Origin of the sequence: Actinophytocola sp. (genome assembly GCF_036002505.1) — a bacterium.
GTDB lineage: Bacteria > Actinomycetota > Actinomycetes > Mycobacteriales > Pseudonocardiaceae > DASYTH01.
Window position 1 is genome coordinate 1 of the sequence record NZ_DASYTH010000082.1, and the last position, 25,206, is coordinate 25,206.

Annotated in this window: 32 protein-coding genes; 13 read left to right on the forward strand and 19 right to left on the reverse strand. The window is 68.6% G+C overall.

Annotated features, from left to right (window positions below; genetic code table 11):
* Positions 1-916, reverse strand: a 916-nt coding sequence (locus VGR06_RS06305) for a winged helix DNA-binding domain-containing protein (RefSeq protein WP_327558012.1), incomplete at its 3' end; no start/stop codon positions are given.
* Entirely contained in the window at positions 913-2,049 is a 1,137-nt protein-coding gene (locus VGR06_RS06310) for an epoxide hydrolase family protein (protein ID WP_327558013.1), read from the reverse strand. The genes VGR06_RS06305 and VGR06_RS06310, both read right to left, overlap by 4 nt.
* Before the next feature lie 62 nt (positions 2,050-2,111).
* Here VGR06_RS06310 and VGR06_RS06315 point away from each other — a divergent pair, with 62 nt between their 5' ends.
* The 5 genes from VGR06_RS06315 to VGR06_RS06335 all read left to right on the forward strand — a co-directional run bounded on the left by VGR06_RS06315 (position 2,112) and on the right by VGR06_RS06335 (position 6,020).
* A complete protein-coding gene (locus VGR06_RS06315; RefSeq protein WP_327558014.1) occupies positions 2,112-3,092 on the forward strand; it encodes a YafY family protein in 981 nt (326 codons plus the stop codon).
* A 68-nt stretch (positions 3,093-3,160) separates the two neighbouring features.
* Positions 3,161-3,700, forward strand: coding sequence for a hypothetical protein (locus VGR06_RS06320; protein WP_327558015.1), 540 nt, complete (start codon positions 3,161-3,163; stop codon positions 3,698-3,700).
* A gap of 19 nt (positions 3,701-3,719) precedes the next feature.
* Positions 3,720-4,508, forward strand: a complete 789-nt coding sequence (locus VGR06_RS06325) for a hypothetical protein (RefSeq protein ID WP_327558016.1) — start codon at positions 3,720-3,722, stop codon at positions 4,506-4,508.
* A gap of 24 nt (positions 4,509-4,532) precedes the next feature.
* Positions 4,533-4,940: a hypothetical protein gene (locus VGR06_RS06330; RefSeq protein WP_327558017.1), complete on the forward strand. Its 408-nt coding sequence runs from the start codon at positions 4,533-4,535 to the stop codon at positions 4,938-4,940.
* A gap of 27 nt (positions 4,941-4,967) precedes the next feature.
* Complete coding sequence (locus VGR06_RS06335) at positions 4,968-6,020, forward strand: hypothetical protein (RefSeq protein ID WP_327558018.1); 1,053 nt, start codon at positions 4,968-4,970, stop codon at positions 6,018-6,020.
* Between the two features lie 65 nt (positions 6,021-6,085).
* Here the strand turns inward: VGR06_RS06335 and VGR06_RS06340 are convergent, their stop codons facing one another.
* The 4 genes from VGR06_RS06340 to VGR06_RS06355 all read right to left on the reverse strand — a co-directional run bounded on the left by VGR06_RS06340 (position 6,086) and on the right by VGR06_RS06355 (position 9,020).
* The gene (locus VGR06_RS06340; protein ID WP_327558019.1) at positions 6,086-6,535 is read right to left on the reverse strand and encodes an SRPBCC domain-containing protein; all 450 of its coding nucleotides are present in this window, start codon (positions 6,533-6,535) and stop codon (positions 6,086-6,088) included.
* A 47-nt stretch (positions 6,536-6,582) separates the two neighbouring features.
* Entirely contained in the window at positions 6,583-7,290 is a 708-nt protein-coding gene (locus VGR06_RS06345; RefSeq protein WP_327558020.1) for an SDR family NAD(P)-dependent oxidoreductase, read from the reverse strand.
* A 105-nt stretch (positions 7,291-7,395) separates the two neighbouring features.
* Positions 7,396-8,013 carry a TIGR03086 family metal-binding protein gene (locus tag VGR06_RS06350; RefSeq protein WP_327558021.1) on the reverse strand — a complete coding sequence of 206 codons (618 nt, stop codon included), beginning with the start codon at positions 8,011-8,013 and terminating at the stop codon, positions 7,396-7,398.
* Positions 8,001-9,020 carry a sigma-70 family RNA polymerase sigma factor gene (locus tag VGR06_RS06355; protein ID WP_327558022.1) on the reverse strand — a complete coding sequence of 340 codons (1,020 nt, stop codon included), beginning with the start codon at positions 9,018-9,020 and terminating at the stop codon, positions 8,001-8,003. The genes VGR06_RS06350 and VGR06_RS06355 overlap by 13 nt, the downstream gene beginning before the upstream one ends.
* A gap of 168 nt (positions 9,021-9,188) precedes the next feature.
* On the opposite strand from VGR06_RS06355, the gene VGR06_RS06360 reads away from it, so the two are divergent.
* A complete protein-coding gene (locus VGR06_RS06360; RefSeq protein ID WP_327558023.1) occupies positions 9,189-9,782 on the forward strand; it encodes an ABC transporter permease subunit in 594 nt (197 codons plus the stop codon).
* A gap of 17 nt (positions 9,783-9,799) precedes the next feature.
* Entirely contained in the window at positions 9,800-10,258 is a 459-nt protein-coding gene (locus VGR06_RS06365; RefSeq protein ID WP_327558024.1) for an ABC transporter permease subunit, read from the forward strand.
* Positions 10,259-10,563: 305 nt separating this feature from the next.
* Here VGR06_RS06365 and VGR06_RS06370 read toward each other — a convergent pair whose 3' ends face one another.
* Positions 10,564-11,457 (reverse strand): SDR family oxidoreductase, encoded by an 894-nt coding sequence (locus tag VGR06_RS06370; RefSeq protein WP_327558025.1) that lies wholly within the window; start codon positions 11,455-11,457, stop codon positions 10,564-10,566.
* 393 nt (positions 11,458-11,850) lie between these two features.
* Positions 11,851-12,411, reverse strand: a complete 561-nt coding sequence (locus tag VGR06_RS06375) for a nuclear transport factor 2 family protein (protein ID WP_327558026.1) — start codon at positions 12,409-12,411, stop codon at positions 11,851-11,853.
* Between the two features lie 212 nt (positions 12,412-12,623).
* Between VGR06_RS06375 and VGR06_RS06380 the strand changes: the two genes are divergently transcribed.
* Positions 12,624-13,016, forward strand: coding sequence for a hypothetical protein (locus VGR06_RS06380; protein ID WP_327558027.1), 393 nt, complete (start codon positions 12,624-12,626; stop codon positions 13,014-13,016).
* Between the two features lie 237 nt (positions 13,017-13,253).
* Positions 13,254-14,174 carry an NAD-dependent epimerase/dehydratase family protein gene (locus tag VGR06_RS06385; protein ID WP_327558028.1) on the forward strand — a complete coding sequence of 307 codons (921 nt, stop codon included), beginning with the start codon at positions 13,254-13,256 and terminating at the stop codon, positions 14,172-14,174.
* Positions 14,175-14,372: 198 nt separating this feature from the next.
* Here the strand turns inward: VGR06_RS06385 and VGR06_RS06390 are convergent, their stop codons facing one another.
* Positions 14,373-14,762, reverse strand: a complete 390-nt coding sequence (locus tag VGR06_RS06390; protein ID WP_327558029.1) for a GNAT family N-acetyltransferase — start codon at positions 14,760-14,762, stop codon at positions 14,373-14,375.
* 324 nt (positions 14,763-15,086) lie between these two features.
* On the opposite strand from VGR06_RS06390, the gene VGR06_RS06395 reads away from it, so the two are divergent.
* Positions 15,087-15,437: an MTH938/NDUFAF3 family protein gene (locus tag VGR06_RS06395; RefSeq protein WP_327558030.1), complete on the forward strand. Its 351-nt coding sequence runs from the start codon at positions 15,087-15,089 to the stop codon at positions 15,435-15,437.
* Between the two features lie 92 nt (positions 15,438-15,529).
* Here the strand turns inward: VGR06_RS06395 and VGR06_RS06400 are convergent, their stop codons facing one another.
* Both VGR06_RS06400 and VGR06_RS43800 read right to left on the reverse strand, forming a co-directional pair.
* Positions 15,530-16,492: an aldo/keto reductase gene (locus tag VGR06_RS06400; RefSeq protein WP_327558031.1), complete on the reverse strand. Its 963-nt coding sequence runs from the start codon at positions 16,490-16,492 to the stop codon at positions 15,530-15,532.
* A 283-nt stretch (positions 16,493-16,775) separates the two neighbouring features.
* Complete coding sequence (locus VGR06_RS43800) at positions 16,776-17,117, reverse strand: Imm26 family immunity protein (protein ID WP_414637167.1); 342 nt, start codon at positions 17,115-17,117, stop codon at positions 16,776-16,778.
* 68 nt (positions 17,118-17,185) lie between these two features.
* On the opposite strand from VGR06_RS43800, the gene VGR06_RS43805 reads away from it, so the two are divergent.
* Positions 17,186-17,569 carry an integrase core domain-containing protein gene (locus VGR06_RS43805; RefSeq protein ID WP_414637166.1) on the forward strand — a complete coding sequence of 128 codons (384 nt, stop codon included), beginning with the start codon at positions 17,186-17,188 and terminating at the stop codon, positions 17,567-17,569.
* A 29-nt stretch (positions 17,570-17,598) separates the two neighbouring features.
* On the opposite strand, the gene VGR06_RS06410 is transcribed toward VGR06_RS43805, so the two are convergent.
* The 6 genes from VGR06_RS06410 to VGR06_RS06435 form a co-directional block, all read right to left on the reverse strand.
* Positions 17,599-18,261 (reverse strand): response regulator transcription factor, encoded by a 663-nt coding sequence (locus VGR06_RS06410; protein WP_327558040.1) that lies wholly within the window; start codon positions 18,259-18,261, stop codon positions 17,599-17,601.
* Positions 18,261-19,469, reverse strand: a complete 1,209-nt coding sequence (locus VGR06_RS06415) for a sensor histidine kinase (RefSeq protein WP_327558033.1) — start codon at positions 19,467-19,469, stop codon at positions 18,261-18,263. Before VGR06_RS06415 ends, VGR06_RS06410 begins: the two co-directional genes overlap by 1 nt.
* Positions 19,470-19,491: 22 nt before the next feature.
* Positions 19,492-21,048: a multicopper oxidase family protein gene (locus VGR06_RS06420; RefSeq protein ID WP_327558041.1), complete on the reverse strand. Its 1,557-nt coding sequence runs from the start codon at positions 21,046-21,048 to the stop codon at positions 19,492-19,494.
* A gap of 5 nt (positions 21,049-21,053) precedes the next feature.
* Positions 21,054-21,557: a hypothetical protein gene (locus tag VGR06_RS06425; RefSeq protein ID WP_327558034.1), complete on the reverse strand. Its 504-nt coding sequence runs from the start codon at positions 21,555-21,557 to the stop codon at positions 21,054-21,056.
* Positions 21,558-21,988: 431 nt separating this feature from the next.
* On the reverse strand, positions 21,989-22,603 hold the full coding sequence (locus tag VGR06_RS06430) for a DUF7711 family protein (RefSeq protein WP_327558035.1): 615 nt from the start codon (positions 22,601-22,603) through the stop codon (positions 21,989-21,991).
* Between the two features lie 34 nt (positions 22,604-22,637).
* Positions 22,638-22,769, reverse strand: coding sequence for a hypothetical protein (locus tag VGR06_RS06435; RefSeq protein WP_327558036.1), 132 nt, complete (start codon positions 22,767-22,769; stop codon positions 22,638-22,640).
* Positions 22,770-22,782: 13 nt separating this feature from the next.
* Between VGR06_RS06435 and VGR06_RS43810 the strand changes: the two genes are divergently transcribed.
* Together VGR06_RS43810 and VGR06_RS06440 are read left to right on the forward strand one after the other, a co-directional pair.
* Positions 22,783-22,965: a hypothetical protein gene (locus VGR06_RS43810; protein ID WP_414637168.1), complete on the forward strand. Its 183-nt coding sequence runs from the start codon at positions 22,783-22,785 to the stop codon at positions 22,963-22,965.
* Between the two features lie 109 nt (positions 22,966-23,074).
* Positions 23,075-23,248: a hypothetical protein gene (locus VGR06_RS06440; protein ID WP_327558037.1), complete on the forward strand. Its 174-nt coding sequence runs from the start codon at positions 23,075-23,077 to the stop codon at positions 23,246-23,248.
* Between the two features lie 427 nt (positions 23,249-23,675).
* Here VGR06_RS06440 and VGR06_RS06445 read toward each other — a convergent pair whose 3' ends face one another.
* Together VGR06_RS06445 and VGR06_RS06450 are read right to left on the reverse strand one after the other, a co-directional pair.
* The gene (locus VGR06_RS06445) at positions 23,676-24,899 is read right to left on the reverse strand and encodes an RNA polymerase sigma factor (protein WP_327558038.1); all 1,224 of its coding nucleotides are present in this window, start codon (positions 24,897-24,899) and stop codon (positions 23,676-23,678) included.
* A partial coding sequence (locus VGR06_RS06450) for a YciI family protein (protein ID WP_327558039.1) occupies positions 24,896-25,206 on the reverse strand: 311 nt, incomplete at its 5' end. The genes VGR06_RS06445 and VGR06_RS06450, both read right to left, overlap by 4 nt.

Genomic DNA, 25,206 nt, shown 5'->3' on the forward strand with positions numbered 1-25,206 from the left:
TGCCGTCGACCAGGAAGGTACCGGCGGTCGCGCCGTTGCCCGGCGGCAGCGGTACGGGGCGGTTGTCGAGGATCACTCGGGTGCGGTCCTTGTGTGACAGCAGCAGGTTGTCGTATTCGGGCAGGAACCGCGGCGGGGCGGGGACGTCCGCAGACGGCCGGGGCGCGTCGGGCAGGTCGTACAGCGTCTGCCCCGCCTCTGCCCGGAACGTCCGCAACGGCAAGCGCTCCACCACCTCGCCGAGCCGGGTCAGCCCGGACCACACCTGGATGTCAGCGACACTCGCCGGACCGAACGCGCCGAGATAGCGCAGTATCAGCGCATCCACCGGCGCCGAACGCAGCGGCGCGCCCAGCCAGCTCTCCACCGGTGCCCATGCCGCGGGACCGTTCCGGCCCCAGATGCCCCGTGGTGGCATCTGGCACAGCGCGATGTGGTGCGTCGCCGCGTACGCCAGTGCGCTCGGATCGGCGCCCGGCCAGCGTTCCGCAAGCAGCTTGCCGAGCTCGCTACGGGTTCGCGGCCGCTCCTCCAGCAGCCGCTGTGCCTGCCCGACCAGCGTGTCCCGGTCCACGCCGTCGGTACCGCCGGGAAAGTGCGCACCGAACTCGGCGGCGTGCAGCGGGTAGAACAGCGCGCGCCAGTCCAGGCAGTCCCGCGCGCTGACGAGATGCACGGTGTTACGCATCAGATGCAGCCGTACCACCTGACGTTGCTCGGTCAGCGCCGACAGCTCGTCCGGCGCGAAGTCCCGCAGGCGGGTCCACAATCCCACGTACGGGGCGAGCGGCGCCTGGGACTGCATCCCGCCCAGGTGCTCGATCGCGTCGATCGCCCGTGCCGGCACGCGTTCCAGCAGGTACTGGCGAGCCAGCGTGGCCCGGTTGAGACCGCGCTGGCTCAGCACATCGGTCACCGCAGCGGCCCGAAGAATGCCTGCAGGTCCTTCGCCAGCTCGGCGGGGGCCTCCATCGCCGGGAAGTGCTTGCCGCGCGCGAACTCGGTCCAGTGCGCGTCGGCCGGTGCCGGTACCAGTCTGCGTACCGTCTCGTCGGCGCCGAAAATGGCGAAGCCCTGGGGTACGGTCGGCGGCGTACCCCAGTCGGACGAGTGCGCCTGCTCGTACAGGGTGTGCGCGGCGGTGGCGCCGGAGCCGGTGAACCAGTAAAGGCTCACGGTGGTGAGCAACTGGTCGCGGTCGACCGGCAGGTCGGTCCATTCGTGGACCTTCTCGGCGATCCAGGCCAGCTGCAGCAGCGGTGAGTCGACCAGGCCGTAGCCGATGGTCTGCGGCCGGCTGTTCTGGATGGCCAGGTAGCCGGAACCCTCCTTGGTGAACTCGTTCATCCGGTCCAGGATCAGCTTGTCGACCGGGTCGTTCTCATCGAGCCGGTCGGCCATCCCGGGGAGGAAGGTGGCGGTGTTCGCGGCGGTCAGCGGGTCGGTCACCACGTGTACGCCGATCACGTGCTCGCCGTCGAGGCCGGCGACCGTGCCGGACACGCCGGCGCCGATGTCGCCGCCATGCACGCCGTACCGCTCATAGCCGAGCCGGCGCATCAGCTCGACCCAGGCGCGTGCGGTACGACCCATCGCCCAGCCGGTCTCGGCCAGCGGGGTGGAGAATGCGTACCCGGGCAGGGACGGCGCGACGACGTGAAAGGCCTGGCCCGCGGGCGGGTTGACCAGCGGCTCGATCAGGTACCGGAACTCGGCGACGGAGCTCGGGAAGCCGTGCGTGATCAGCAGCGGCTTCGCGTCGGCTCGGTCGGATCTGACGTGCAGGAAGTGGATGCGCTGGCCGTCGATCTCGGTGGTGGACTGTGGATACCGGTTCAGCTGCGCCTCCTGGGCGCGCCAGTCGTACCGCGTGCGCCAGTACTCGGCGAGCTCCTGCAGATAGCCCAGCGGTACGCCGCGGGTCCACCCCACGCCGGGCAGCTCGCCCGGCCAGCGGGCGGTGGCGAGCCGGTTGTGCAGGTAGTCGACGTCGGCCTGCGGGATCTCGATGCGGAATGGCTGGATGTCGCTCGAAGCTGTTGCGTTCATACGGAGAAGACTAGGAACAATAGAGGAAAGGATCGTTCCTAGATTGGGCCCAGGATCGAAGAATGTTGGGAACTTCCGCGCGGCTGCTGCGCCTGCTGTCCCTGTTGCAGGCTCGGCGCGACTGGACCAGTGGCGAGCTTGCCACTCGGCTCGGGGTCACCACCCGTACCGTCCGCAATGACGTGGACCGGTTGCGCAGCCTCGGCTATCCGGTCGACGCGCGGCCGGGCGTGGCCGGCGGGTACCGGCTCGGCACCCACGGCGCCCTGCCGCCACTGCTCCTCGACGACGAGGAGGCGGTAGCGGTCGCGGTCGGACTGCGTACCGCCGCGAACGGCTCGGTCGCGGGCATCGAGGAGACCTCGGTGCGTGCGCTGGCGAAGCTGCAGCAGGTGCTTCCCGCGCGGCTGCGACATCGGATCAGCGCTTTCCAGTCGTACACGCTGCCGATGCCGTCGTACGGCCCGCAGGTGGATCCAGACGTGCTGACCATGATCGCCAGCGCCTGTCGAGACCATGAGCTGCTGCGATTCGACTACCGGGCACACTCCGGGGCGGCCAGTCGGCGCTCGGTGGAGCCCTACCGCCTGCTCAACGACCGGCGGCGGTGGTATCTGGTGGCCTGGGACACCGAACGGAACGACTGGCGTACGTTCCGGGTCGACCGGATCGAGCCACGCACGCCGACCGGGCCGCGCTTCACGCCCCGTGCACTACCGCCCGACCGGGAGATCACGGCGCGGGTGGCACGCGGAATCGGCGAGGCAACCTGGCGGTACCGGGCGCGGGTGGTCGTACGCGCCCCCGCGGCGTACGTGCGCAGTCGGCTGCCGATCCCCGTGGAGGTGCGGCCCCTGGGCGAGGACCGGTGCGCGTTCGAGCCGGGCTCGGACCATCCGGAGATGCTCGCCCTCTATCTCGGAATGCTGGACGCGGATTTCACCATCGTGGACTCGCCAGAACTGGTGGACGCGCTGCGCAAATTGACGAGGCGATATCAGCGCGCGATCGACGCCAGCCAACAGGCATCCGGCCCACAGTAGACAGACGCCGGCGCCACGCCTTCGACTGCCCCCACAGCGATGGCCTGTTGCTGGATACTGACTGCACTATGGGAGAGCTGACCGATCGCCTCGAGACGCTGTCGGTACGGGCGTCGTCACCTGACGGCGGGATCGAGGGCACCGTGCGCGGCCGGTTCGAGGTCGACATCCGGTTCGTCCACGACGCGTACCGCCGATACACCGAACGTGACCTAGGCCACCAGCTTGCCCAACTGGGCGCCTTGCTCTGGACGCGCTACCGGCGGGAGTACATCGAGACAGCGGCGGCCGTCCGGGCCGGCGACGATCCGATCATCGACGACCAGCCGCGGGACCTGGTGTTCCGTGAGCGGATGGAAGCGCTGATCGTGCATGGCAGGTCGGCGGAGGGGTGGATCAACATGCGCAGCAGGGCGCTCGTGCACTGGGACGTCGACGTCGGCGTGGGCGCCATTCGGCAATTGGATGAGGACGAACTCCTGCTGGAACTGAGCGGTGCGATAGCGGATATCCTGCGCGACTGGCAGGGCAAGCTCATCGTCCTGACCGATGAGATCTACGACATCGGCGTCCCGGCCTCGCTGCGTCGGGCTGGCGCCGACCGCTGATGCCGAGGGAGCGCACGTCGTGACCGAACCGCAACGATCCCGACTCAAGCCTGCGCACTGGGCGCTGATGGGCATCGTAGTGCTGCTCATCGCCGGGGTGGCGTTCGTCGTGGTGAGCCGCGACCGGGCCCGGAAACCGACGGCGGATCCCGCACCGACGCCAGGCGCCGCCTCGTCCGGGCCGGCCTGCTCCCCCACCGTGACCGAGATCGGCTACTCCCGCACGAACACCGGCCGGATCGACTTCGGACTGATCGCCCGCAGCGACTGCCCGTCCGCCGCGGTGAACAACATCGTCAACGTGAGGGCGATCGGCGAGGACGGCAAACCGATCCCGAACGCGCCCGGCACGGCCCTGCAGCCGAGGCTGCCGGTGATACTTCCCGGCCAGCGGTTGGGCTTGGCGGGCACTCTGCTGGTCGACCGGGCGACGAAGGTCTCCCGCCTGACCGCGACGATCTCGGATTCCCAGGCCCTTCCGGTCTCCGAGTTCGCCACCTGGGCCCGGACCGTCACCGTGACGGATCTGAAGCACACCCAGCCCGACGCCAGCGGCCTGTCCGCGGTGACCGGCACGGTGGTGAGCGATCCGGACCGTGTGAATCTGTGCAATCCCGATTTCAACTTGATCCTGCGGAACAAGGACAACAAGATCATTTATGGAATGACGACCACGAAGGGCGAACCGACCTTCGAGGAGCGCTTCCCGGACACCACTGACTACACCAAAACCGAGGCGTACGTGGTCCAAGGCGTCTTCACGCTTGGGCACGCATCAGGGGCGCGGGCATCCTGCCGGTCCCAGTGATCGGCGCGACCAGGAGGAGAGGTAATGGCACCGAGTGAATGGCAGTTCGCCGCCGAACTTTCCGAGCTGAGAATCATCGGAAAGGTCGATCTGCCGGCGATGGCCTACACGTTCGCGGCCCTGAACAACAGCATCAACGCGACGGCTGCGAACGACAACGCCGCGTTCGCCCTGGAGGGTCGCGGCGGATACGACCAGGTCTGCCGGGACTGGTCCGCGCTGCGGAATTCCCTGCAGAACCTGTTCGGCGGGACGTCGACCAACGTCCAGACCGCCGCGGACGTCATGCTGCAGATCGTCGACGCCTACGCCAGCACGGACGAAGCGGCCAAGCAGAGCCTGGAATCGGCCTGGGGCAACGGGAAGACGCCCGCGCTGCAGCAGGGCGAGACCCCGCCGCCGGGGCCGGCGCCCGCGATCGTGACCAAGTAGCCAATCGGGGACCCATGGGGAGAGACAATGGCTGGTTTCGCGTACCACAGCATGGGTGACCTGCAGAGGCTCGGCGAGAAGATCCGGGACAAGGCCATCCATGTCACTATGACCCAGGACGATTCGTACGGGCAGGCGCAGCAGCAGGCCAACAACGACGCCACCCGGTACCACACCGGTCAGCAAACGCAGGCGCCCGGCTACGTACCCCCGTCGAGCGGCAGGCCCGACGACAACGGCAACCTGGAGGCCTACCTCCACCAGGCATACGCCGGGATTCCGCGGCTCTTCACCCAGTTCGCGATCCCGAACCCGGACGGCGCGCGGCTCAGCCTGGACGCGCTGTACCAGGCGGCGGTCACGGTCGCGCCGAGCCTCGAGATCAAGAAGGACGGCAACGAGCTGACTACCCCGCTGCAGGTCGGCGACGTGGCGGGCACGGTGCCGGTGAAGCAGACCGTTGACACCATCGTCACCCACATGAAGCGGTGGGAGGGCGGCGCAGCCGACGGCTTCGAGCTTTACGTCAAGGGCTTGGAGACGTCGGCTGCCTATCAGCGTGAGATCGCCCTCTCTCTCGCCAACGCCCTCGAAGTGCAGATCTCGATCCGCAAGGCCATGCTCACCGACATCTGGGAGATAGGCGACAAGACGTACAAGGCGCTGGACGATCTCGATGGCTGGTGCTCAAACTCAGCGAAGGTTCAGGCCAAGCTCACCATCCTGGGCGCCATCGCCGCCGTAGCGTTCGTCGCCACCGACGGCGCCGCCGCGGTCGCCGTCGAAGGGCTGCAAAGCTTCGCCGCGATCATGGGTGCGGTGCCCGCCCTGACGACACAGGAGACCATCGGCGGTGCTACCGTGCCGCCGATCCTCGAGGGCATGGCCAACGCCATTACCAAGCTCAACCAGGGCGTGGACTCCCAACAACAAGAGGTCGCCCAGGCACTGCAGAAGGTGAACCAGTCACTGGACCGGTTGTGGGGCCAGGCGCTTCTGCCTGCGCCAGCGAACCTTACCAAGCTTCGAGGGGCAGGCCGGGGGCAGCTTGAGCAACCAGACGGCTTCTACGCCACCTGACAACAACAGCCCTGGTAGCTCTCCCCCATTCGGCTCGGCCTGCGCCATGCTTTGTCGCCGGCCGGTCAGGCCCATGGCGGCGCCGTCGGCCCTTCACCCGGGGTGATCAACCGCCGGAGACTTCCGTTGACAAAGAAGCCCCATGCGTTGGAACATTGGTCGAAGCATTCGAATTCGGGGATCAAACCCATGTGAGCGAAGCGGACTTCCGTCTGCTTACCCTTTTCAGCGATTTCGAACGTGATTTCCGTGCCTGCCCACTCGCTTGGGTCTCCGACGAACGTGAGATGGGCGTCCAACACGCGCCAAACGACCTTCCTGCCAGGGATCAGTTCCGTGATTCTCTGCGTGGAATAGTGGAGGTCCTGGTAACGATACGTAAACTCATCCCCCACCTTGTCGGTGCTACCTTCAATGTCTCCCGTCCACCATCCACGAACATTCGCGATGGCCTTGACGACCTCTTCCGGAGTTTGGTCCACCGAAAAGGACGTGGTGAAGCTTTGACTGGTCATGAATCTCTCGCTTTCGTCAACTTAGTAGTGGGTTGTGCTGTGTCTTGCTATGCGAGAAAGGCAGCATTCTGGCGCTCGAGCGCCTTGGCCGCGCCGCCACGCCAGCTGTCAGCCATGGCCTGTGACATGGGATCGGGGAAGATGTCCTCGTCCCCGTTGTCGACTGCGTCGAAGATGGCTCGGGCGACCGACTCCGGAGAGGCTTTGGGGATGTCGAGGCTTCGGGTCATGTCGGTGTCGGTGGGGCCGGTCAGGACGGCATGGACCCGCACGCCTTGTCCGGCCAGAAGGGCGCGCAGCGACTGGGTCAGCGACAGCGCGGCGGCCTTCGAGATCGAGTACGCCGGAGTAAGCGGCAAGGGGGCGAGGGCCATCAGCGACACGTTGTTGACGATGGTTCCCCGGGATTGGGCCAGCAGCGGCAGGAAGGCCTGGGTCACGCCGTAGGTGCCGAAGAGGTTGACGGCAAGATGCTGGTCGAGGCCAGCACGATCGGTCAGGTCATCGGCGAGGAACAGGCCGGCGTTGTTGATGAGAATGTCGAGAGACTCGACCTGACCGGCAGCTGCCCGAATCTGCGCCGCGTTGGTCACGTCCAGGGTCAAGGGGGTGACGCGCCCATCCGGGTGGGCCAGGTGCCGGCGCGTGCCGGCATACACCCGCTTCGCGCCCCTGCGCAGGGCTTCCTCGACCAGCGACTGCCCGATGCCGCGATTGGCCCCGGTTACCAGGACTGTCTTGTCTGCGATTGTCATGGCTGTTCGCTCCTGTCCGCGGTGTCCTGCGGGTTCCGCGCCGCTCCTTTTTGGCGGCCTACTGATATAGACCAGCCGGATGCCCGGGAATCGCCGCGTGCCGGCCTACCGGATGCCGGCTCGGGCACTGCCAGGCCCGGGCGCGGCAAGGCGCGGGTGGCGGCCGAGGAAGGCGACGAGCTGCTCGCCGGGCGAGGCTGGGCCGGGCAGCCGAACCGGGTCGGCGAACAGCCCGGGCCGGGTTTCGGGGGTGATGAGCAGCGGGACGATCGACAGCAGGACCGCCGCCAGGCCCGGCGGGACCGGCCGGCGGGCGCCGCACGCGACCGAGATGTCCCAGCCGTGCACGGCGATCTCGACGGCTCCGGTCACCGCGACCATGCTCGCCGTCAGCTCACGGTCCCCGATAACGACCCGGTACTCGGCCGGCCCGGCAACGGCGCCGACACCCAGCAGCCTGGCTGCCTGACCGCGCAGGCGCGCGACCGGGTCGGGCCCTTCGCCGGGTTGACCGATCGCCGGGCCGGCGCCGACGCCTGCGGTGGCCATCGCCTCCCGCAGCACCCCGATCGAGTCGCTGACATGGTCCAGCAACATTTCCAGATCCCAGCCCGGGCACGGGGTGGGGCGCGACAGGAGCTGCGGGGTGACCTGCGCGGCACCGGCCAGCGCGTATCCGACCGCGGATTCGAGCAGCTCCCGCCCCCGGCTCAGCGCAGCCACGGGCGGACCCCCGGATCCGGCGCCGGCACCGGCCCGGCGGCGGCACCGTACTCCCGTGGCAGCCCGAACAACCCGAACAGAACCGGGCTGAGGAAGCTGACGATCCGGGCGATCCCCGTCGTGGTGACCGTGGGCACCAGCACGGCGTGCGCGTGATATGCCCCGCCGGGTTCGCGCTGGTAGATCGCGAACGCCGGCTGCCCGTTCGCCATCGCCGGAACCAACCGGAGCCGTCCGCGCTCGGTCAGAAGATGCAACGCGACGCAGCGCACCACGGCCTGACGGCCGGCGAACCAGCTCAGCAGCGGGGGCATCTCCAGCGCAACATCTTCCCGCAACAGCTCTGCCAGCGCGCTGGCGTCGGCGTTCTCGACGGCCGCGGCGAACCGCTCCAGCAGCGCGCGCCGGTCCGGCTCGGCGGGCTCGGCAAGCTCATCTTCCGCCGGCAGCGCACGGGCGAGCTGGGCACGGGCCCGCCGGAGGCCGCTGTTGACCGCAGTAGTCGTCGTGCCCAGCAGATCCGCCACCTGCGCGGCCGGCCACTCCAGCACGTCTCGCAGGATCAGCACCGCGCGCTGCTGGGCGGACAGATACTGCAGCGCCGCGACGAAGGCCAGCCGGATACCCGCCCGCGACAAGGTCACCGCGGCCGGATCCTCGCGCTCCGCGGCCAGCAGCGGGTCGGGAAACGGCTGCAGCCACGCCACCTCCGGCCCCTCCACCAGCGGCGCCTCCGGGTCCCCCGTCGGGGCACCCAGCCCGGACGGCAGCGGCCGGCGGCCGCGGCGCTCGATCGCGGTCAGGCACACGTTGGTCGCGATCCGGTACAGCCAGGTCCGCACCGACGAACGGCCCTCAAACCCGGCATAGGACCGCCACGCCCGCAGGTACGTCTCCTGAACCAGGTCCTCGGCCTCGTCGGCCGAGCCCAGCATCCGGTAGCAGTAAGCCAGCAACTCACCCCGGAACCGGCCGGTGCGACTGGTGAAATCCTCGCTGACCGTCATCGGCTACACCCAAACTTCCCGCGCGGACGCCAACGACCCGCTGGCTCTATACATCTATAGACCCGGCGGCCGGCGCAAAATCGTCGCCCATCGCGCTCGGACGCATGGCTTGGAGCTCGAGAGCGGCGAGGCGGCTGCGGGCGTTCCGTCATCCCTGACTTCTCGCCCGTGAACCCGCCGGCCGCCGAGCTGGGCTCGATTCCCGTGCTGGTCGGCCTCATCGCCATCACCGTCGTCTTCGCCGTGGTGCACCAGGGCTTCCTGAGCGCGTACAACGTCGAGGCGCTGGTGATCCAGGCAGCGCCCATCATCGTGATGGCGATGGGCCTGGTCTTCGTGCTGCTGCTCGGCGAAACCGACCTTTCCGCCGGCACGACCGGAGGTCTCTGCTCGGCCATCACGGCCGTGCTGATCCTGCGGCAAGGGGCGTCCTGGTGGTTGGCACTCATCGTCGGACTGCTCGCCGGCCTCATCATCGGCTTCGGCATGGGCTGGCTGCGCGCCCGGGTCGGCATCCCGTCGTTCGTCATCACGCTGGCGACGTTCCTGACGTTCCAGGGTGTCACGCTGATCCTCATCGGCGGCCAGGGTTCGGTGATCCTGCCCGGCAACTCGCCGCTGATCAAGCTGGAGAACAGCTTCGTGCCGCTGTGGCTCGGGTGGACCCTGCTGGTGCTGTTGGTCATCGGGTACGCCGCGATCAAGGTGAACGACGCGCTCGGACGCCGCCGCGCGGGCTCTCCCACCCGCCCTTCACGGTGATCGCGGCAAAGGTCATCGTGCTGGTGGCGCTCGGCGCGGGGTTCACGTACGAGATGGGTGTCAACCGCAACCTGAGCACCAACGCGTTCTTCAGCCACAAGGCGCAGGGCATGCCGTGGGTCGTCGTCCTTCTGGTGATCCTGTTCGCGGTGTGGAACTTCGTTCTCAGCCGCACGCGGTACGGCCGGCACGTGTACGCCGTCGGCGGCAACGAGGAGGCCTCGCGGCGTGCGGGCGTCGTCGTGTCACGCATCCGGATTTCGGTATTCGTCATCTGCTCCGGCATGGCCGCCGTCTCCGGCATGATCGCGGCATCCCTGCTGCAGTCGGTGCAGTCGAACGCCGGCGCCGGCAACACGCTGTTGCTGGCCGTCGGGCGGCAGTCATCGGCGGCACGTCGCTGTTCGGCGGGCACGGCCGCGTCATCGACGCCGTTCTCGGCGGCCTGGTCGTCGCGGTCATCATCAACGGCATGAGCGACCTCATCCAGGGCGCGAACTCAGCGGGCTACGAGTGGGTCGTCACCGGCGCCGTCCTGCTGATCGCCGCCGGCTTCGACGCGGTCATCCGCCGGGGCCGGGCCGCATGAGGTGGCTCGGCCCGCCGGTCGATGTTGTCGGCGCTGATAACGAATTCATTTGCGAGACGCAAGCGTCAGGAGGTCCACAACGGACTTGGGAAGCAGCGCCAAACTGCTGCGCGTTTGGAAGCGTTCAGCCCGGCGCCACCAGACCGGACCACGTCTGTTGACATCCCATGGCGTCGGCCACGTCCTGCTGGCTCACGTCGCGCCGGAGACGTCATTGACGGTACGGTCAATGACGCGATGCAGGACGGGGGAAAGGATTCCCGCCGCGCGAGCGAGTAGGGCAGTCTGCGGATCCGCTGTGATCATGAAACGGCGCCGGTCGAGGCCGCGCAGCACAGCGCGTGCCACATCGTCGGGGTGCCGCGGCTTGATACCTGACGAGATGCGAGCACACTCCTCCGGTTTCGTAAGGTTCTCCGCCGCAAAGCCCGGCGTATCCATGTCGGGCGGAAAGACGCACGCCACATGGATGCCCTGCGGCTTCAGCTCGCATCGAAGGACCTCCATGAGGCCACGCACCGCGAACTTGCTGGGCGCGTACGCGGAATAACCGAACACGCCGACGAGAGCGGCCGCAGACGCCACGGCGATCAGACTGCCCGTCCGCCGTTCGATCATTGAGGGGGTGACGGTCCGGACCGCGTTCAGAACGCCGAAGTAGTTGAGTTCGATCTGGCGGCGGAACACGTCGTCCCCGAGTTGAGCGAAGTAGCCGGGCTCCGCAGCTCCCGCCGCCGCCACCAGGACGTCGCACGGCCCGGACTGGTCAACGAGGCCAGCGACCACGTGATCCAGCTCGGCACGATCGGTTACGTCGGCCACTGCGCATCGGACGTGACCACGCATCGACGAGGCCGACTCCTGAAGTTGGGCCAGATCGCGGGCGATGAGGGAGACCCGATCGCCGCGCGCGGCCAACAGGGCGGCGATCGACCGGCCAAGCCCACGCGATCCGCCCGTAACGATGGCATGACGTTGTCCTGACACGCGCGACACTGTAGAGCAGTCCGGAATCGGCCGACCCGCCCGATCCTGGTACTCCCAAACCGAAGCCGCGTCGGGTCGCCGGTCGAGCGTGTCATCCACCTCTCCCCACGGCAGGGTCGCGGTCAAGCATCCGGTCAGACGTTCTTGTGTGTCCTTCTACTTCGGAGTGTCGCTGGCCGGTCCGGCCCTGCAGGCGCGGCCGGTCGTGGCCCGCGCACTCAGCCGGTGGTCGGGCGCGACGGTCCTCATCGGGTCCCCGTGCAGATTGACCGTCTTGATCATCCACCGTTGATCGCGGTCGTGGGCGTCACGGTGCGAACCCGGCCAAGCCGACGCCCTCCGTGCGGCGGTGATCACCAGCGCATTGGCCCGACCGGTGCCGCGCCCGAACGGCAGCATCCGGACTGGTTGGCGAGTCATCCGGCGTGGTGGCCATCGGCGATGTCGAGGACAGGATTGTCCGGGTCGCCCTGGGGTCGGACCGGTGACCCATTACTGCACGTCGGCTGCCCGGTCGGGAGACAACCCAAACTCATATCGCGCCGCAGGGCTGTCGTCGAGGATCCGCCATAGGCTCAGCGCGCCGTGGCGGACTTCGGCCACCCAGATGACCAGGAGCTGGACCTCCTCGTCATCAGGCAGGCCCAGATGGGAACCCGTCGTATGCCCAAGCACAGCAACACGTCCGTTACGTTCCGTGATCTGATGTGGGTAGATCACGTACTCCGGAAATGACGTTGCATAGCCCTTCCACGCCGCGGCGTTCGCGTCTCTCCCCCTCACCCGCGGCTCATCAAGAACTAACAACTCGTGATCCTCGGTCATGAGGGTCGTTAGTCCGGCAACATCGCCCCGATTGATGCAGTCGATGAATCCGACAACGGCCGCTACCGGCGGCAACGGCTGTCTGGCCACACATAAATCGTCCTCGGCGGATGCACTGGTTGCCAACCCCGTTAAGGCGCTCAGTCGCCGAATCTGCTCAGTAGATCCGGACGGTTGCCGCTCAGGTGTTGATGATTCCGAAAGCTCCGGCGAAACACCGACGAGCACGGCCGGCCGGTGCCCGGATCCCCGCATGTGGTGACGATCCGCACCCCCGACGAGCGGCTGGTGTGGTACGCCGCGATCGGCGCGCGCTCCAAGCAGGCGATCGCCGACCTGGGCGTGCTTGACGGCTGGCCCAGCTATCTGGTCCGCGACGACTACGTCGCTGGCACCAGTTCGACGCCGGGCTCAAGGGCGCACAGCAATGCTGCGCCCACGTGTTGCGTCACGCCCAGGGCGTGTTGGACATGCACCCGAACTGGCAGGCCTGGGCCGGCGAGGTCCAAGCGGTGCTCCGCGAGGCTCACACCGTCGTCGAGCAGGCCAAGGCCCGCCCCGAAGCACAGCTAGATCCGGCGTTGCTGGCCTCGGAGCAGGCGCTGAAGAGCCCGAAGCTGCTTCAGAAGGTATCGGGCAACTGGCATACCACGACCATCCTTGCCAGGTTCTGCCGCGTGCGCTCCTACCTGATCAGCGCCCGCAACCACGGCCTACGCGCCATCGACGCCATCCACGCCGCCCTCACCGGCAAACCCGGCTGCCCGTACCCGCGACTGCGTGACTCCGCCCATCTGGCAATCCCCTGGAACCGTAGAGACTCAGTTGAGTGAGATGATCTCGAAAGGGGAACCTGCGCCGGCACCCGATCGAGGCGCGCCGCATCGCCGGCGCCATCACACGGCGCGGTCGAAACGCCGGCCGCGCCCCCGCCGCGGTGACCACGCCGGAGGTCCCTTTTCGGATGGTGACGTGCTAACCATCGGTAGAGGCGGTAGGACTCGAGGGTGGGCCGACACGCCCACCGACAAGCGCCCACAGGTGAGCAACGAACCGAGAAGGAGAGTCCCATGGGCAGGCACGTCATCGTCGGCGCCGGACAGGTCGGCCGGCACCTCGCCGAACTGCTTGCGACGCAGGGTCACGACGTCACCGTCGTCACCCGTTCCGGCTCCGGACCGGAGAACGTCACCAGGATCGCCGCGGACGCCACCGACCGAGACCGACTCATCGAGATCACCAAGGGCGCCGACGCCCTCTACAACGTCGCCGCCCCGCCCTACACCCGCTGGCCACAGGACTGGCCACCGCTCGCCGCCGCGCTGCTGGCCACCGCAGTGGCGACCGGCGCGGTATTGGTCACCTCGAGCAACCTGTACATCTACGGCCGGGTCGACGGCCCGATGACCGAGGACCTCCCGGCGGCCCCGGTCGGCCACAAGGGCCGGGTTCGGGCGAAGATGTGGTCCGACGCGCTCGCCGCCCACGAGGCGGGGCGGGTCCGGGTCACCGAGGTCCGCGCCGCAGACTACTTCGGCCCCGGGGCCGGGGACCAGACCCCGGTCGGCACCCGGTTCGTGCCACCCCTCCTGGCTGGCAGGCGCGTGATGTGGCTCGGCGACCCGGCCGCCCTGCACAGCTGGACCTATCTGCCCGACGTGGCCAGCGCCCTCGCGATCGCCGGCACCGACGGGCGGGCCTGGGGCCGCGCCTGGAACGTCCCGACGAATCCACCGCTGTCCGCCCAGGCCCTGGCCGAGCGGCTGTGCACCCTCGCGGGCGCTCCCGCGCCGCGGATCGCCCGGATGCCGCGCTGGGTCATCAACGCCGTCGGGGTGCTGTCGCCGCTGGTGCGCGAGCTGCGCGAGACCCGGTACCAGTTCGACCGGCCCTTCGTGGTCGACTCCTCGGCCTTCGAGTCCACCTTCGGCATCGCCCCCACCCCGATCGACGAGGCCCTCGAGGCCACCCTCGAGTTCTATCGCCCGTGACCGAGCCGCCGCGGCTTGTGTCAGAGGAAACTCCTGATCGAAGGGCCGCCGCGTCTTCTGCCACCGCCCGCCTCCTCAAGGCGATGTCTCCACGTTACGAGGGGAAACCCACATCACCCCCTGAATGGACACTGCCAGTAACCCGGTGTGATGTTGATCAGGTCTAGGTCGAACGACGGTCGCATTGATCTGCCGAGATCAGTAAGTCGGCCTCAATCCGCTCGACACATCGGATGGCGCGGTATTCGCGGGCTCGTCAAGGCGCAGGATCGTTTCCTCGATCTCCGTGTTCCGCCCATTGGCGAACGAGATCTCCGTGCCTGTGACGGCGAATCCTGCCTTCTGCAGCACCTTGAGCGATCCGACATTGTCACTCGCGACGCGGGCGAACAGCGGCCGCACCGGATTCAACTCCAGGAGCAGGGCGAGCGCTCGACTGGCGATGCCCTGCCCCCAGAAGGATCTGTCGATCCAGTACGTGACCTCGGTGTCGCCCTCGATGACGAAGCTGGCGATGCTGCCGACGAGCCGTCCATCGACCGTGATAGCGCGGTTGGTGGCCTCAGGCGACGCCCTGACCTTTGCCATGTGGACATCGAATGCGGTGCGGTCGTCGGGATCCTCGGCAGTGAAGGCGGCCGGACCGACTCCGGATCTCGCATCTGTTCGAACAAGGCATCGAGGTCAGAGTCGTCAATCGGCCGCAGCGCCACCTCAGCCACAAGCATCCCCAAACCTGCTCCAGCACCGATCAGCAGGGCTGAACATACCAGCAGTATCGGACAGTCGGTGAAGAATCGACATCCGCATCTGCCGCAGTCCGCGCGCCTATTTTCAAACGCGGGAGCCCGGCCGATCTGGACCGACAGTCGGCGCGGCCGTACGATCGATGGCCAGGTGGGGAGTGTCATCGTGCGGTTCACCGATTTCTCGTTCGGTTCGATGCGCGTGGACGGCGTGACCTACGATCATGACCTGATCATCGACCGTGGGAAGATCCGTAAGCGCGCCAAGACCGCCTCCAAGAAGTTCCGCGGCGCGTACGGTCACACTCCGCTGTCGATCGCCGAGGACATCCCCTGGCGATGCCGGCGGCTGGTCATTGGTACCGGTGCTCACGGCGCGTTGCCGGTGATGACGCAGGTCCGGCAGGAGGCCCAGCGTCGCAACGTCGACCTTGTTGTGCTGCCCACGGCGGAGGCGATCGACGTGTTGACCGAGGGCGCCACCGACACCAACGCCGTCCTGCACCTGACGTGCTGAACCAGCTGCTCGGCACCGTCGTTCGGGTCGCAGTGGGGTGAAGGCCGCAGGTCGGCGCGGGCGCTGGCGGGGCGGGGGTGATCGCCGCCGCTTCAGCTGCTTGCCGTGTTCAGGGCATCCATCTCTGATTCGGCCAGGACGAAGGACAAGGCTGCGGCGTTGTCAGCGGCTTGAGGTCCGGTCTTCGCCCCGGGGATGGGCAGCACGTGCCGCTGTACGAGCCAGCGCAGGGCGACCTGGCTAGGAGTCTTGTCGTGTTGGGCGGCCAGGTCGCGCAGGGTGGCGTTGACGCGTTCGAGGGTGGCCAGGCCGTTGCCCCGATACACCGATGAGTACCGGCGCCAGCCGGCCGGTCGGTTGGCGGCCGTGTACTTGCCGGTCAGCGCCCCGGACGCCAGCGGCATGTATGCGATGAGGGTGACCCCAAGCTCTCGGCAGGTGTCCAGGACTCCGTTGCGCTCCGGTTGCCGGTGCAGCAGCGAATACTGGACCTGGTTGGACGCCAGCGGAATACCGCGCCTGCTCAACGCGGCGTGCGCGGTGCGTAGTTGCGCAGCCGAGTAGTTGCTCACCCCGACGGCGCGCACCTTGCCGGCCTCGACGGCATCGGCCATGAGATTCATCAGCGTCGGAATCGACATCCAGCGGGACGGGAAATGGATCTGGTACAGATCCACGACCGGACGCCGCAGCCGGGCGAGGCTGGCCTCCAACGTCGCCGGCAGGCTGGCGGCCCGGGAGAAGAACCCGGCGGGAAACTTCGTGGCGATCAGAACATCCTTGCTCTCTGTCAGCTCACCGACCCGTCGTTCCGAAGCACCCTTGCCGTACATGGCCGCGGTGTCTAGCAAGTTCACCCCGGCCGCCAGGCTGATCTCCAACGCCTCCCGCTGCTCGTCCACGCTGCTGGTCGGTCCATAGGCGTTGCGAGCCGGATTCCAGCGCGGCGCCGCCGCCATGTCACCCCACACCATGACGCCAAGACCCAGCCGAGGAACCCGAAGATCGGTTCGCCCCAGCATCATCCAGGCAGCCGCGCTGCCCTCATCGCTCACGAGCTCAATCATGCCCCCGCAGCAGACAACGAGACCGGCGGCCGGCACAGGCCAGCACCGCGCTCCCAACATCACCGACAGGCCAGCCGCGAGTGAGCGGCCACCCGCAGGGCGGGGTGAGTTACCGGATCTGCCGTGAGTCGTGCGGGTCATGCCGAATTGAGTCGCCCCATCAACAGGGCGGGTGATTTGAACTTGTCGGATTACCGGGGGCCATCTAGTCAACCGCATCGACTCCACCCACTCATTCGGGCGCCCGTCGAAGTGATCCCGGAGCCGGTCTTCAACATGGTGGGCATCCCAGATCGCCGCTACCTCCAGGTATTCGCACTCTCCAGGGAAGCGGGTACCTCGCCAAAGTTGCCGGAGACAGCGTCGGTCCAGTAAATGCTGCACTCGCTGCTGATCGGGTCCTTCTTCGCGCGATATTCGACCTTGGCGTGTCCGACTCGGACACCGCCACCACGTCCAACAGCTCCCAACCGCCGCGGCGAAACGCCGCATCCATGATCCAGACTGTGAACGCGACCCGAGACGCAACGAGATCGAGCAGATCGACGGCCTCACCGACGCGTCCAACCCGGTCGTAGAACTCGACGCTCGGTTCGTTCGGGCGCCCGACCATAGGCGCAACGTCGAGATCGCCACCCGCCAAGTCCACGTCGCCGGGGTGACCGCCCACCCGACCGGCGCATGGGTCGCCCGCGCGGCCGGGCTGCGGTTCCTGCTGCGCGACCGCGACACCAAATTCACGGCCGTCTTCGACGCCGTGTTCACCGCCGCTGGCATCGACGTGATCAAGATCCCGCCCCAGGCGTCCCGGGCAAACGCATTCGCCGAGCGCTGGGTGGCACCGTACGCCGCGAACGCACCGACCAGATGCTCATCGCCAGCGAGCGGCACCTGGCGACCGTGCTCGCCGAGTACGTGGCTCACCACAACGGCCACCGCCCACATCGCTCACTTGGCCAGCAGCCGCCCAACCCGTCGCCGCACGTCGCTGACCTGACCTCCGCCCGGGTCCAACGACGGCCGATCCTCGACGGGCTGATCAACGAGTATGCGCAGGCAGCGTAGCCGAACCGACTTTTACGAGCCCGACACGGTCATCCACCCGGGTGTACCAGCCCCGACTCGTACGCCGCGATGACCAACTGGGCCCTGTCACGCGCTTCCAGTTTGGCCATGACCCGGCTGACGTGGGTCTTCGCCGTCAACGGGCTGAGTACCAGTTCCTCGGCGATCTCCTGGTTGGACAGGCCGGAGGCGACCAGGGTGAGCACCTCACGTTCGCGGCCGGTCAGCGCCGCCACCCTTCCCGCCTGCGGCAGGTGCTGCTCGCGTTGGCTTGTGACACGGGCGATCAGCGCGCGGGTGGCGCCGGGGGACAGGAGTGCGTCGCCGGCAGCGACCGTCCGGATCGCGTCGAGCAGGTGCTCTGGGCGGGTGTCCTTGACCAGGAATCCGCTTGCGCCCGCTCGCATCGCCCGTACGACGTTGTCGTCGGTCTCGAAGGTGGTCAGCATCAGCACCCGTACGCCGGCGAGGTCATCGTCGCCTGCGATCTGCCGGCATGCCTCAATGCCATCAAGATCGGGCATTCGGATGTCCATCACCACCACGTCGGCCCGACTACTGCGCGCCAGCGCCAACGCCTCCTGCCCGGTGGCCGCCTCACCCACCACCTCCATGTCCATGGCGGACGCGACGAGCAGGGCGAAGGCTCCCCGTACCAGGGCCTGGTCGTCGGCGAGCAGCACCCGGATGATCATTGATGGTCCTCTTCTTGGGTCGGGAGGTCGGCGACGACCTCGAACCCTCCTCGGGTTCGCGGGCTGGCGGTCAGATGCCCGCCAATGGCATGGGCGCGTTCGGTCATGCCCACGATGCCGTATCCGCCTCCCGTCGTGGCCTCGTTTAGGGCGCCTCCGTCATCGCTGACGGTAAGCCGCACGGAGGCGGGGCGGTACTCGACGGTGAGCCGGGCGGTACTGCCGCGCGCGTGGCGGGCCACGTTGGTGAGCGCCTCCTGCACGATCCGGTAGGCCGTCACGTCCACCGCGGGCGCCAGGAAACGCTGTTCACCGACCGTGTCGACGGTAAGATCGACTCCGGCCGAACGTGCCGACTGGACCACGCCATCCAGGCGGGCCATGCCCGGGGCGGGGGCGAGTTCGTCAGCCGACGTTGCCGACGGGTCGTGCCCGCGGAGCACGTCGAGCGTCGCGCGCAACTCGCTCATGGCCGTGCGTGACGTCTGGGCGATGACCCCCATCGCGGTGGCTAGGTCGCCGGGCGGCCGGCCGGTCGCCGTCTCGGCCAGGTGGGTGGCGACGGAGGCCTGGGCGTTGATGACCGCGATGCTGTGCGCCAGGACGTCGTGCAGGTCGCGGGCGATGCGCAGCCGCTCCTCCGCGACCCGCCGCCGGGCCTCGGCCTCACGCTGGGTCGCCTCCGCGCGGCGCAGCGCCGACTCGGTCGCCCGCTCCCGCTCCGCGCGTGCGGCGCGGTCCTCCATCGTGGCCAGTAGGGCGGTGCGGGAGCGGGCGACCTCGCCGAGGGTCACTGCCAGGGCGACCCAGCCGATCACGCCGAACGCCACCTCTGGGCTGCCCACGCCGGTGACCGCCGTCCCCACCACCGCAACGGCACCGGTGCCGGCGGCGACCAGCAGGGAGCGCCGGCGGTGGCCGGTCGCCGCGACCGTGTAGAGCGCTATGACCAGCGGCGGGATGACCAGCTCGTGTGGGTAGTCCAGGAGGTGGTAGCAGGCCGACGCGGCCACACACACGAGCAGGGCCCCGAGCGGCCACCGCCGCCGTACCAGCAGCGGCGTGACGATCAGTACCGCGAGGGCGGCCGCGCCGAGATTGAGCGGTCCCCGCTGGAGCGCGATGCCGAGCCAGGCGAAACCCAGCAGCCCAGCGGTGAGCAGCGCGTCCAGCCACCGCCGGTATCGTGCAGGTCGATCCGTCATCGACTGTTCCTCCGGTCCTGCCTCAGCCGGTGACGAAGTTGCCCATCATCGCCATGTCCTCGTGCTCCAGATTGTGGCAGTGGAAGATGTACCTGCCGGCGTACCCGTCGAATCTAGCGATGATTGCGGCCTCCTCCGCCGGGCGCAGGTCGAGGGTGTCCTTCCAACCGTGGTCGTGCGGGCCGGGGCCACTGGTGCCGCGGGACAGTACCTGGAAGTGGGCCAGGTGAAGGTGGATGGGGTGATGGAAGTCGGAGACAAGCCGCCACACTTCCGTTGTGCCTAACCGGGGCCGGGCGTTGATCAGATCCGGGCTGAAGGGCTGGTCGTTGATCGTCCAGCCGGACATGCTGTTGACGTCGCCGTGGCGGAAGCGCATGGTACGCGTGACGACCGCGCTCGCCTGGTCCAGTGGGGCGATCTCGCAGAGCTGATCAGGGACCGAGGTGTCGTCGGAGCCGCCGCGGGCCACCCGGAAGCGCATGATCCGCGCGGTGGGGCCGTCACCGAACTGGTTGACCAGCGTCACCTCCTGGCCGACCCGGTAGCGGCCGAAGTCGGCGACTACGTCGTAGCGTTGCGCCGGGGCGACCTCGATCGCGTCGTGGCTTACGGGCCGTGCGAGCAGGCCGCCGTCGGTGCCGATCTGGACCAGCCCGTTGCCGCCGGCCGGCGGCGGGTCGAGCGCGACGCGGTAGCGGCGAGCGTTGGAGGCGTTGAGCAGCCGCAGCCGGTACCGCACGGCCGACACCTCGGTCACCGGCCAGGGGACGCCGTTGACCAGGATGACGTCACCCAGGACTCCGGCGCCGTACGGCTCGCTCACGCCTGGTGTGGTCAGCAGCGTCGGGTCGAGGCTGGGGTAGCGCAGCGAACCGTCGGCGGCGAAAGCCCGGTCGGCGATCATGAGAGGGAGGTCGCGGTCCCCGCGCGGCAGTGGAAGGGCCTCCTCCTCGGCGTCGTGCACGAGGTGGAACCCGGCGAGGCCGCGCCACACGCTCGCGCCGGTGAAGTCCATCCGGTGATCGTGGTACCAGAGCGTGGCGGCCCGCTGCTGGAGCGGGTACACGTAGTCTCGCTGGCCCTGTGTCACGTTACCGCTGAGGTGGTGATGGTCGTGGTGGGCGGCCGCCGCCGCGTCCGCGCCGGACGGCAGCAGGAGGTCCGTGGGGTACCCGTCGTGCTCGGGCGGCGTCCGCCCGCCGTGCAGGTGAACCACCACCGGTACCGGTAGCTCATTGCGGTGCGTGACGACCGTGCTCTTGCCGCTGCGGGAGACGATGGTCGGGCCGGGGAAGGTGCCGTTGTACCCCCAGATCGTGGTCGGCACCCCGGGCAGGATCTCCGCAGCGGCGGCTCGCTGGGTGATCTCGTAGTAGTCGGTGGTCGTGTCGGTGCGGGCGGGTGCAAGCACAGGTGGGACCGCCAGCGGCAGGGTGAACGGTTGCGGTAGCGGCAGTTGGCTGCGCAGCACGGTGCCGGTCGAGGTGGATCCACGCAGCCCGGACAGCAGCGGTACGCCGATTGCGGTGCCGGTCGCTGCGCCGGCCAGGATGCCCAGAAAGCCGCGGCGGGTCATGGAGGTCACGAGCCACTCTTCCGGGCGACCGCCAGCGCGTCGCCTTGCGGCCGCTGCCCGGCTGGTGGATCGGCCGGTGGCGGGTACAGGCGCCATGCCCGCACGGCCAGCAGGGTGGTTAGCAGGATGATCGACACACCTAGCGGGACGTGCACGGCGAGTACGCGGGCGAAACCCAACGCGATCTGTAGCGCGATCAGCCCGAACAGCCCCAGACAGGCGAAGACCGGCCAGATCGGGCCCTTGCCCGGCCACCGGACCGGCACCGCCGCGAGGGCCGCCCCGAGCACGGTAAGGCCCGCCACGGTGGCATTCTCCCGATGCGTGTGCAGGGAACCGAACGTGCCGGCCAGGAACTGTCCGGCGAAGACCGCCTGGTCGAACAGCAGTACGGTGGCGGCTGTGATGACTATGCGGAACGGCAGGTGGGTCCACCGGCCGGCATGCCCGGCCCGCAGACCCCGCGGTCGTCTCGGCGAACTGCGCGGCAGTCGTAGGTCTTGGTTCATCAGTCAGGTCCTCCGTTTGACGTCGCTATGACGATCTCCCGTAGGTCCCGGCAGGCGCGTCCGGCTCGGGTGGACACCTCGCTCTACACCGCAGGCAGGTCATCGGCCCCCGGCGTACTACCCACGGTGTACTGGTGCGGTCACCCTGTCGGACCCTGTTGCCTAGTTGGGCCCCGCCGCTGCGGTAGCCTTCCGGTGCGCCTGCGGCGTCGGGGCGGCAGCCCGGGCGGCACACCGGCCAACCCGCCGGGCGCTCGTACTACCGCGGACACCGCTGACGTGCACAGCCCTGTCGGCAATGCACACATCTGCCGCTGAGCGTGCCGTTGTTGGTGCATCGTCACGTGGCCAGGTCGTCGTCGGCGTGACAAAGGGCAAAGGGGCGGTCGCGGGTCCCGCGGATCGATCATGTTCGGCCGGGGTTGGTTGGGTTACGAGTGGATGTCATGTTGGCGGGTCTGGGTGGCGTCCAGCAGGTCCAGGTAGCCGTGTACCGCATCCCATAGGTGGTTCTCCGGGTAGACCCCGGATCCACGGTGGGCCGAGCGCCAGTCGCGTTCCCAGAAACCGGCTTCGACCTGGCGCAGGTGAGCCAGGCTCGCTGCCAGCTCGGCGGTCAACTGCTCGTGCTGCTGCGCGGCGGTGGGTGGTGGCATGCGCAGGTCCTCCGCCTCGCCGCGTTGCAGCGCGTCCAGCGCGGTGGTGTCCGGCCCGTCGAGGGACCAAACGCGCAGCGGGCGGCGGATGAGATGATTGGCTACCGGCCACACCACCGGTCGCCAGTACCACTCCACCGGGGCCTTGTCGATCTCCAGCAGATGCGGCAGCCCGGCACATGACTGCGGCTGCGCGCACCAGGTCAACTCGTCGGCGGGCAGGTTGAGCACGAATGCGATCTGCACCACCGGTACGTCGGTGCGGGGCTGCAGGACGTGACCGAACGCGTAGGCGCCGACCAGGAACGGCTCGTCGTCCCACAACCCGCTGGCCCGCTGGCAGCGCTCGGCGACGATGCGCAGCCGGCGTACCGCCGTCTCATGTCGCACACGGCCATCTTGCCGGATAGCCGCTTGCGACGGGTCACCGGATCGTGGCGGTAAGGTCGGCGCCGAACCGGACCCGCGGCGTGAGAGGCGGCATGTCAGGACCGGGGCAGGCGCCGAACGTACCGGCCGGGATCCGGCCGGTCTTCAACGAGATCATCGCGGTCACCGACACGTTCTGCCTGCAACATTTTGACGCGGAATACGCGGCGCTGTGCGTCAAGCTGGCCGCGAAGCTGGCCCGCAAGCGGCCGTCCCCGCTGGCCGCGGTGACCGCAGGATCTGGGCGGCCGGCATCGTGTACGCGATCGGGCGGGTCACTTCCTCGCCGACCCGAGCCACAAGCACCATCTGCGCACCGATGAGCTCGCCGAACTGCTCGGCGTCAAGCAGGCGACGATGGCCAACAAGGGCTGGCCCATCATGGACACGATCCGCATCGGTCCGATAGACCCCTAGTTCAGCCGCCGCGACATGCTCGACAGCAACCCGATGGTGTGGCTGCTGCGGGTGGACGGCCGGCTCGTCGATGCGCGTCAGCTGCCGGAGGCGCTGCAGGTGCAGGCGTGGCGACGCGGCCTGATCCCGTACGTGCCCGCCCAGGCCACCGGCGAACCCGCCGACAGGCCGACCACGCACCGACCATGAATGGCGCCGACACGATCGTCGTGCCTGACCTGGCCGAGCGGTCGTCGGGCGACGTCAGGACTTGTCGAGCAGCAACCGCGCGGTCCGCGCGCTACGCAATGTGACGGAATCTGGTTGCGGCTGGCCGCACGGTCGTGCCGAGATGAGCGCGGTGCGGCATGGCCAGCAAACTGTCCGTATGGCCGGTGGTGCGCGCCCGCTTGACACGGGCGAGCGCAGGGTCCTCGATCTGCTGCTTGTCGAAGACTTCGACGGCGCTCCCGCACTTCGCGAGCAGGCGAGGGGTGCCTAGGCCATTGCGACTGCGGATGCCCGTCCGTGTACCTGGCCCCGAACCCCGATGCTTCACCTTCCTCTGGCCCACGCCGCGTATTCCATCGGGGCCGGCCGCCGCTTTGCACAGGGTTTCGATCGGGATTGGCGGGCGCTACCCCAGCTGGTCGCGGCGGCGGGTCAGGTTGGCGGTCTCGGCGGTGTTGCCGGCCAGCTCGATGGCTTTGTCGTAGGCCGCGCGCGCTTTCTGACTTTGGCCCAGCCGGCGCAGCAGGTCGGCGCGGGTGGCGTGGTAGGCGTGGTAGCCGGCCAGCTTGTCCTCGAGGCGGTCGACGGCCGCGAGTGCCACCTCCGGTCCGTCGAGCTCGGCGAGGGCGATGGCCCGGTTGAGGGCGACGATCGGCGAGGGGTCGAGGCGGAGGAGCTGGTCGTAGAGGGTGAGGACCTGTGACCAGTCGGTGTCGCGGATGCTGCGGGCGGAGGTGTGCACGGCGTTGATCGCCGCGAGGATCTGGTAGCGGCCCGGAGCCACCCCGGCGGCCAGGCGCTCGCGCACCAGCCGATGACCCTCGGCGATCAGCGCCGCGTCCCAGGCCCCACGGTTCTGCTCGTTAAGGGCGACCAGTTCGCCGCTGGCCGAAACCCGGGCGGTGCGGCGGGCCTCGGTGAGCAGCATCAGCGCCAGCAGCCCGGCCACCTCACCGTCTTGCGGCATGAGGGCACGGATCAGGCGAGTGAGCCGGATCGCCTCGGCGGTCAGGTCGTGACGTACGGGATCGGTGCCGGGGCCGGTCGCCAAGTAGCCCTCGTTGAACACGAGGAACAGGACAGCGAGTACGCCGGAGACGCGGGCCGGGAGATCCTCCGCAGCCGGCACCCGATACGGAATGCGAGCCGCCTTGATCTTGGCTTTCGCGCGGGTGATCCGCTGTCCCATGGCGGTTTCCTGCACCAGGAAGGCACGGGCGATCTCGGGCATGGTCAGACCGCCGACCATGCGCAGCGTCAGCGCCACGCGGGTCTCCATCGCGAGCGCCGGGTGGCAGCAGGTGAAGATCAGCCGGAGCCGCTCGTCGTCGATGGCGCCGACCGGCTCGGGCGGGCCGTCGTACAACAGCCGGGCCTCCTGCTGCTTGTCGTCGCGCCTGTTCTCGCGCCGGATCCGGTCGATGGCCTTGCGGTTGGCGGTGGTGGTCAGCCAGGCGCCGGGGTTCGGGGGCACGCCATCCGCCGGCCACCGCTCGAGGGCGGTCGCGAACGCCTCGGCCGCCGCCTCCTCGGCGACGTCGAGGTCGCCGAAACGCCTGGTCAAGGCGGCGACCACCCGCGCCCACTCCTCGTGGTGGGCGTGGGTGATCGCCTCCCAGACGTCGATCACGCTCCCTCGCGCAGGAACGGCCGCACCTCGACCTTCCGGTTGCAGGCCTTCGACCCCTCGGCGGCGAGCTTGAGCGCCACGTCGAGGTCGGGGGCCTCGACGATCCAGAAGCCGGCGAGGTACTCCTTCGACTCCAGGAAGGGCCCGTCGCTGAACAGCGCCTCCCCACCTCGGCTGTCGACGACGGTTGCCGCGCTGGGCGACGCGAGACCGCCGGCGAAGACCCAGTGGCCCTCGGCCTGGAGCCGTTCATTGAACACGTCGATCGCAGCGTCCTCTTCCGGGGTGGCGAGGCCGGCCTGGTCGT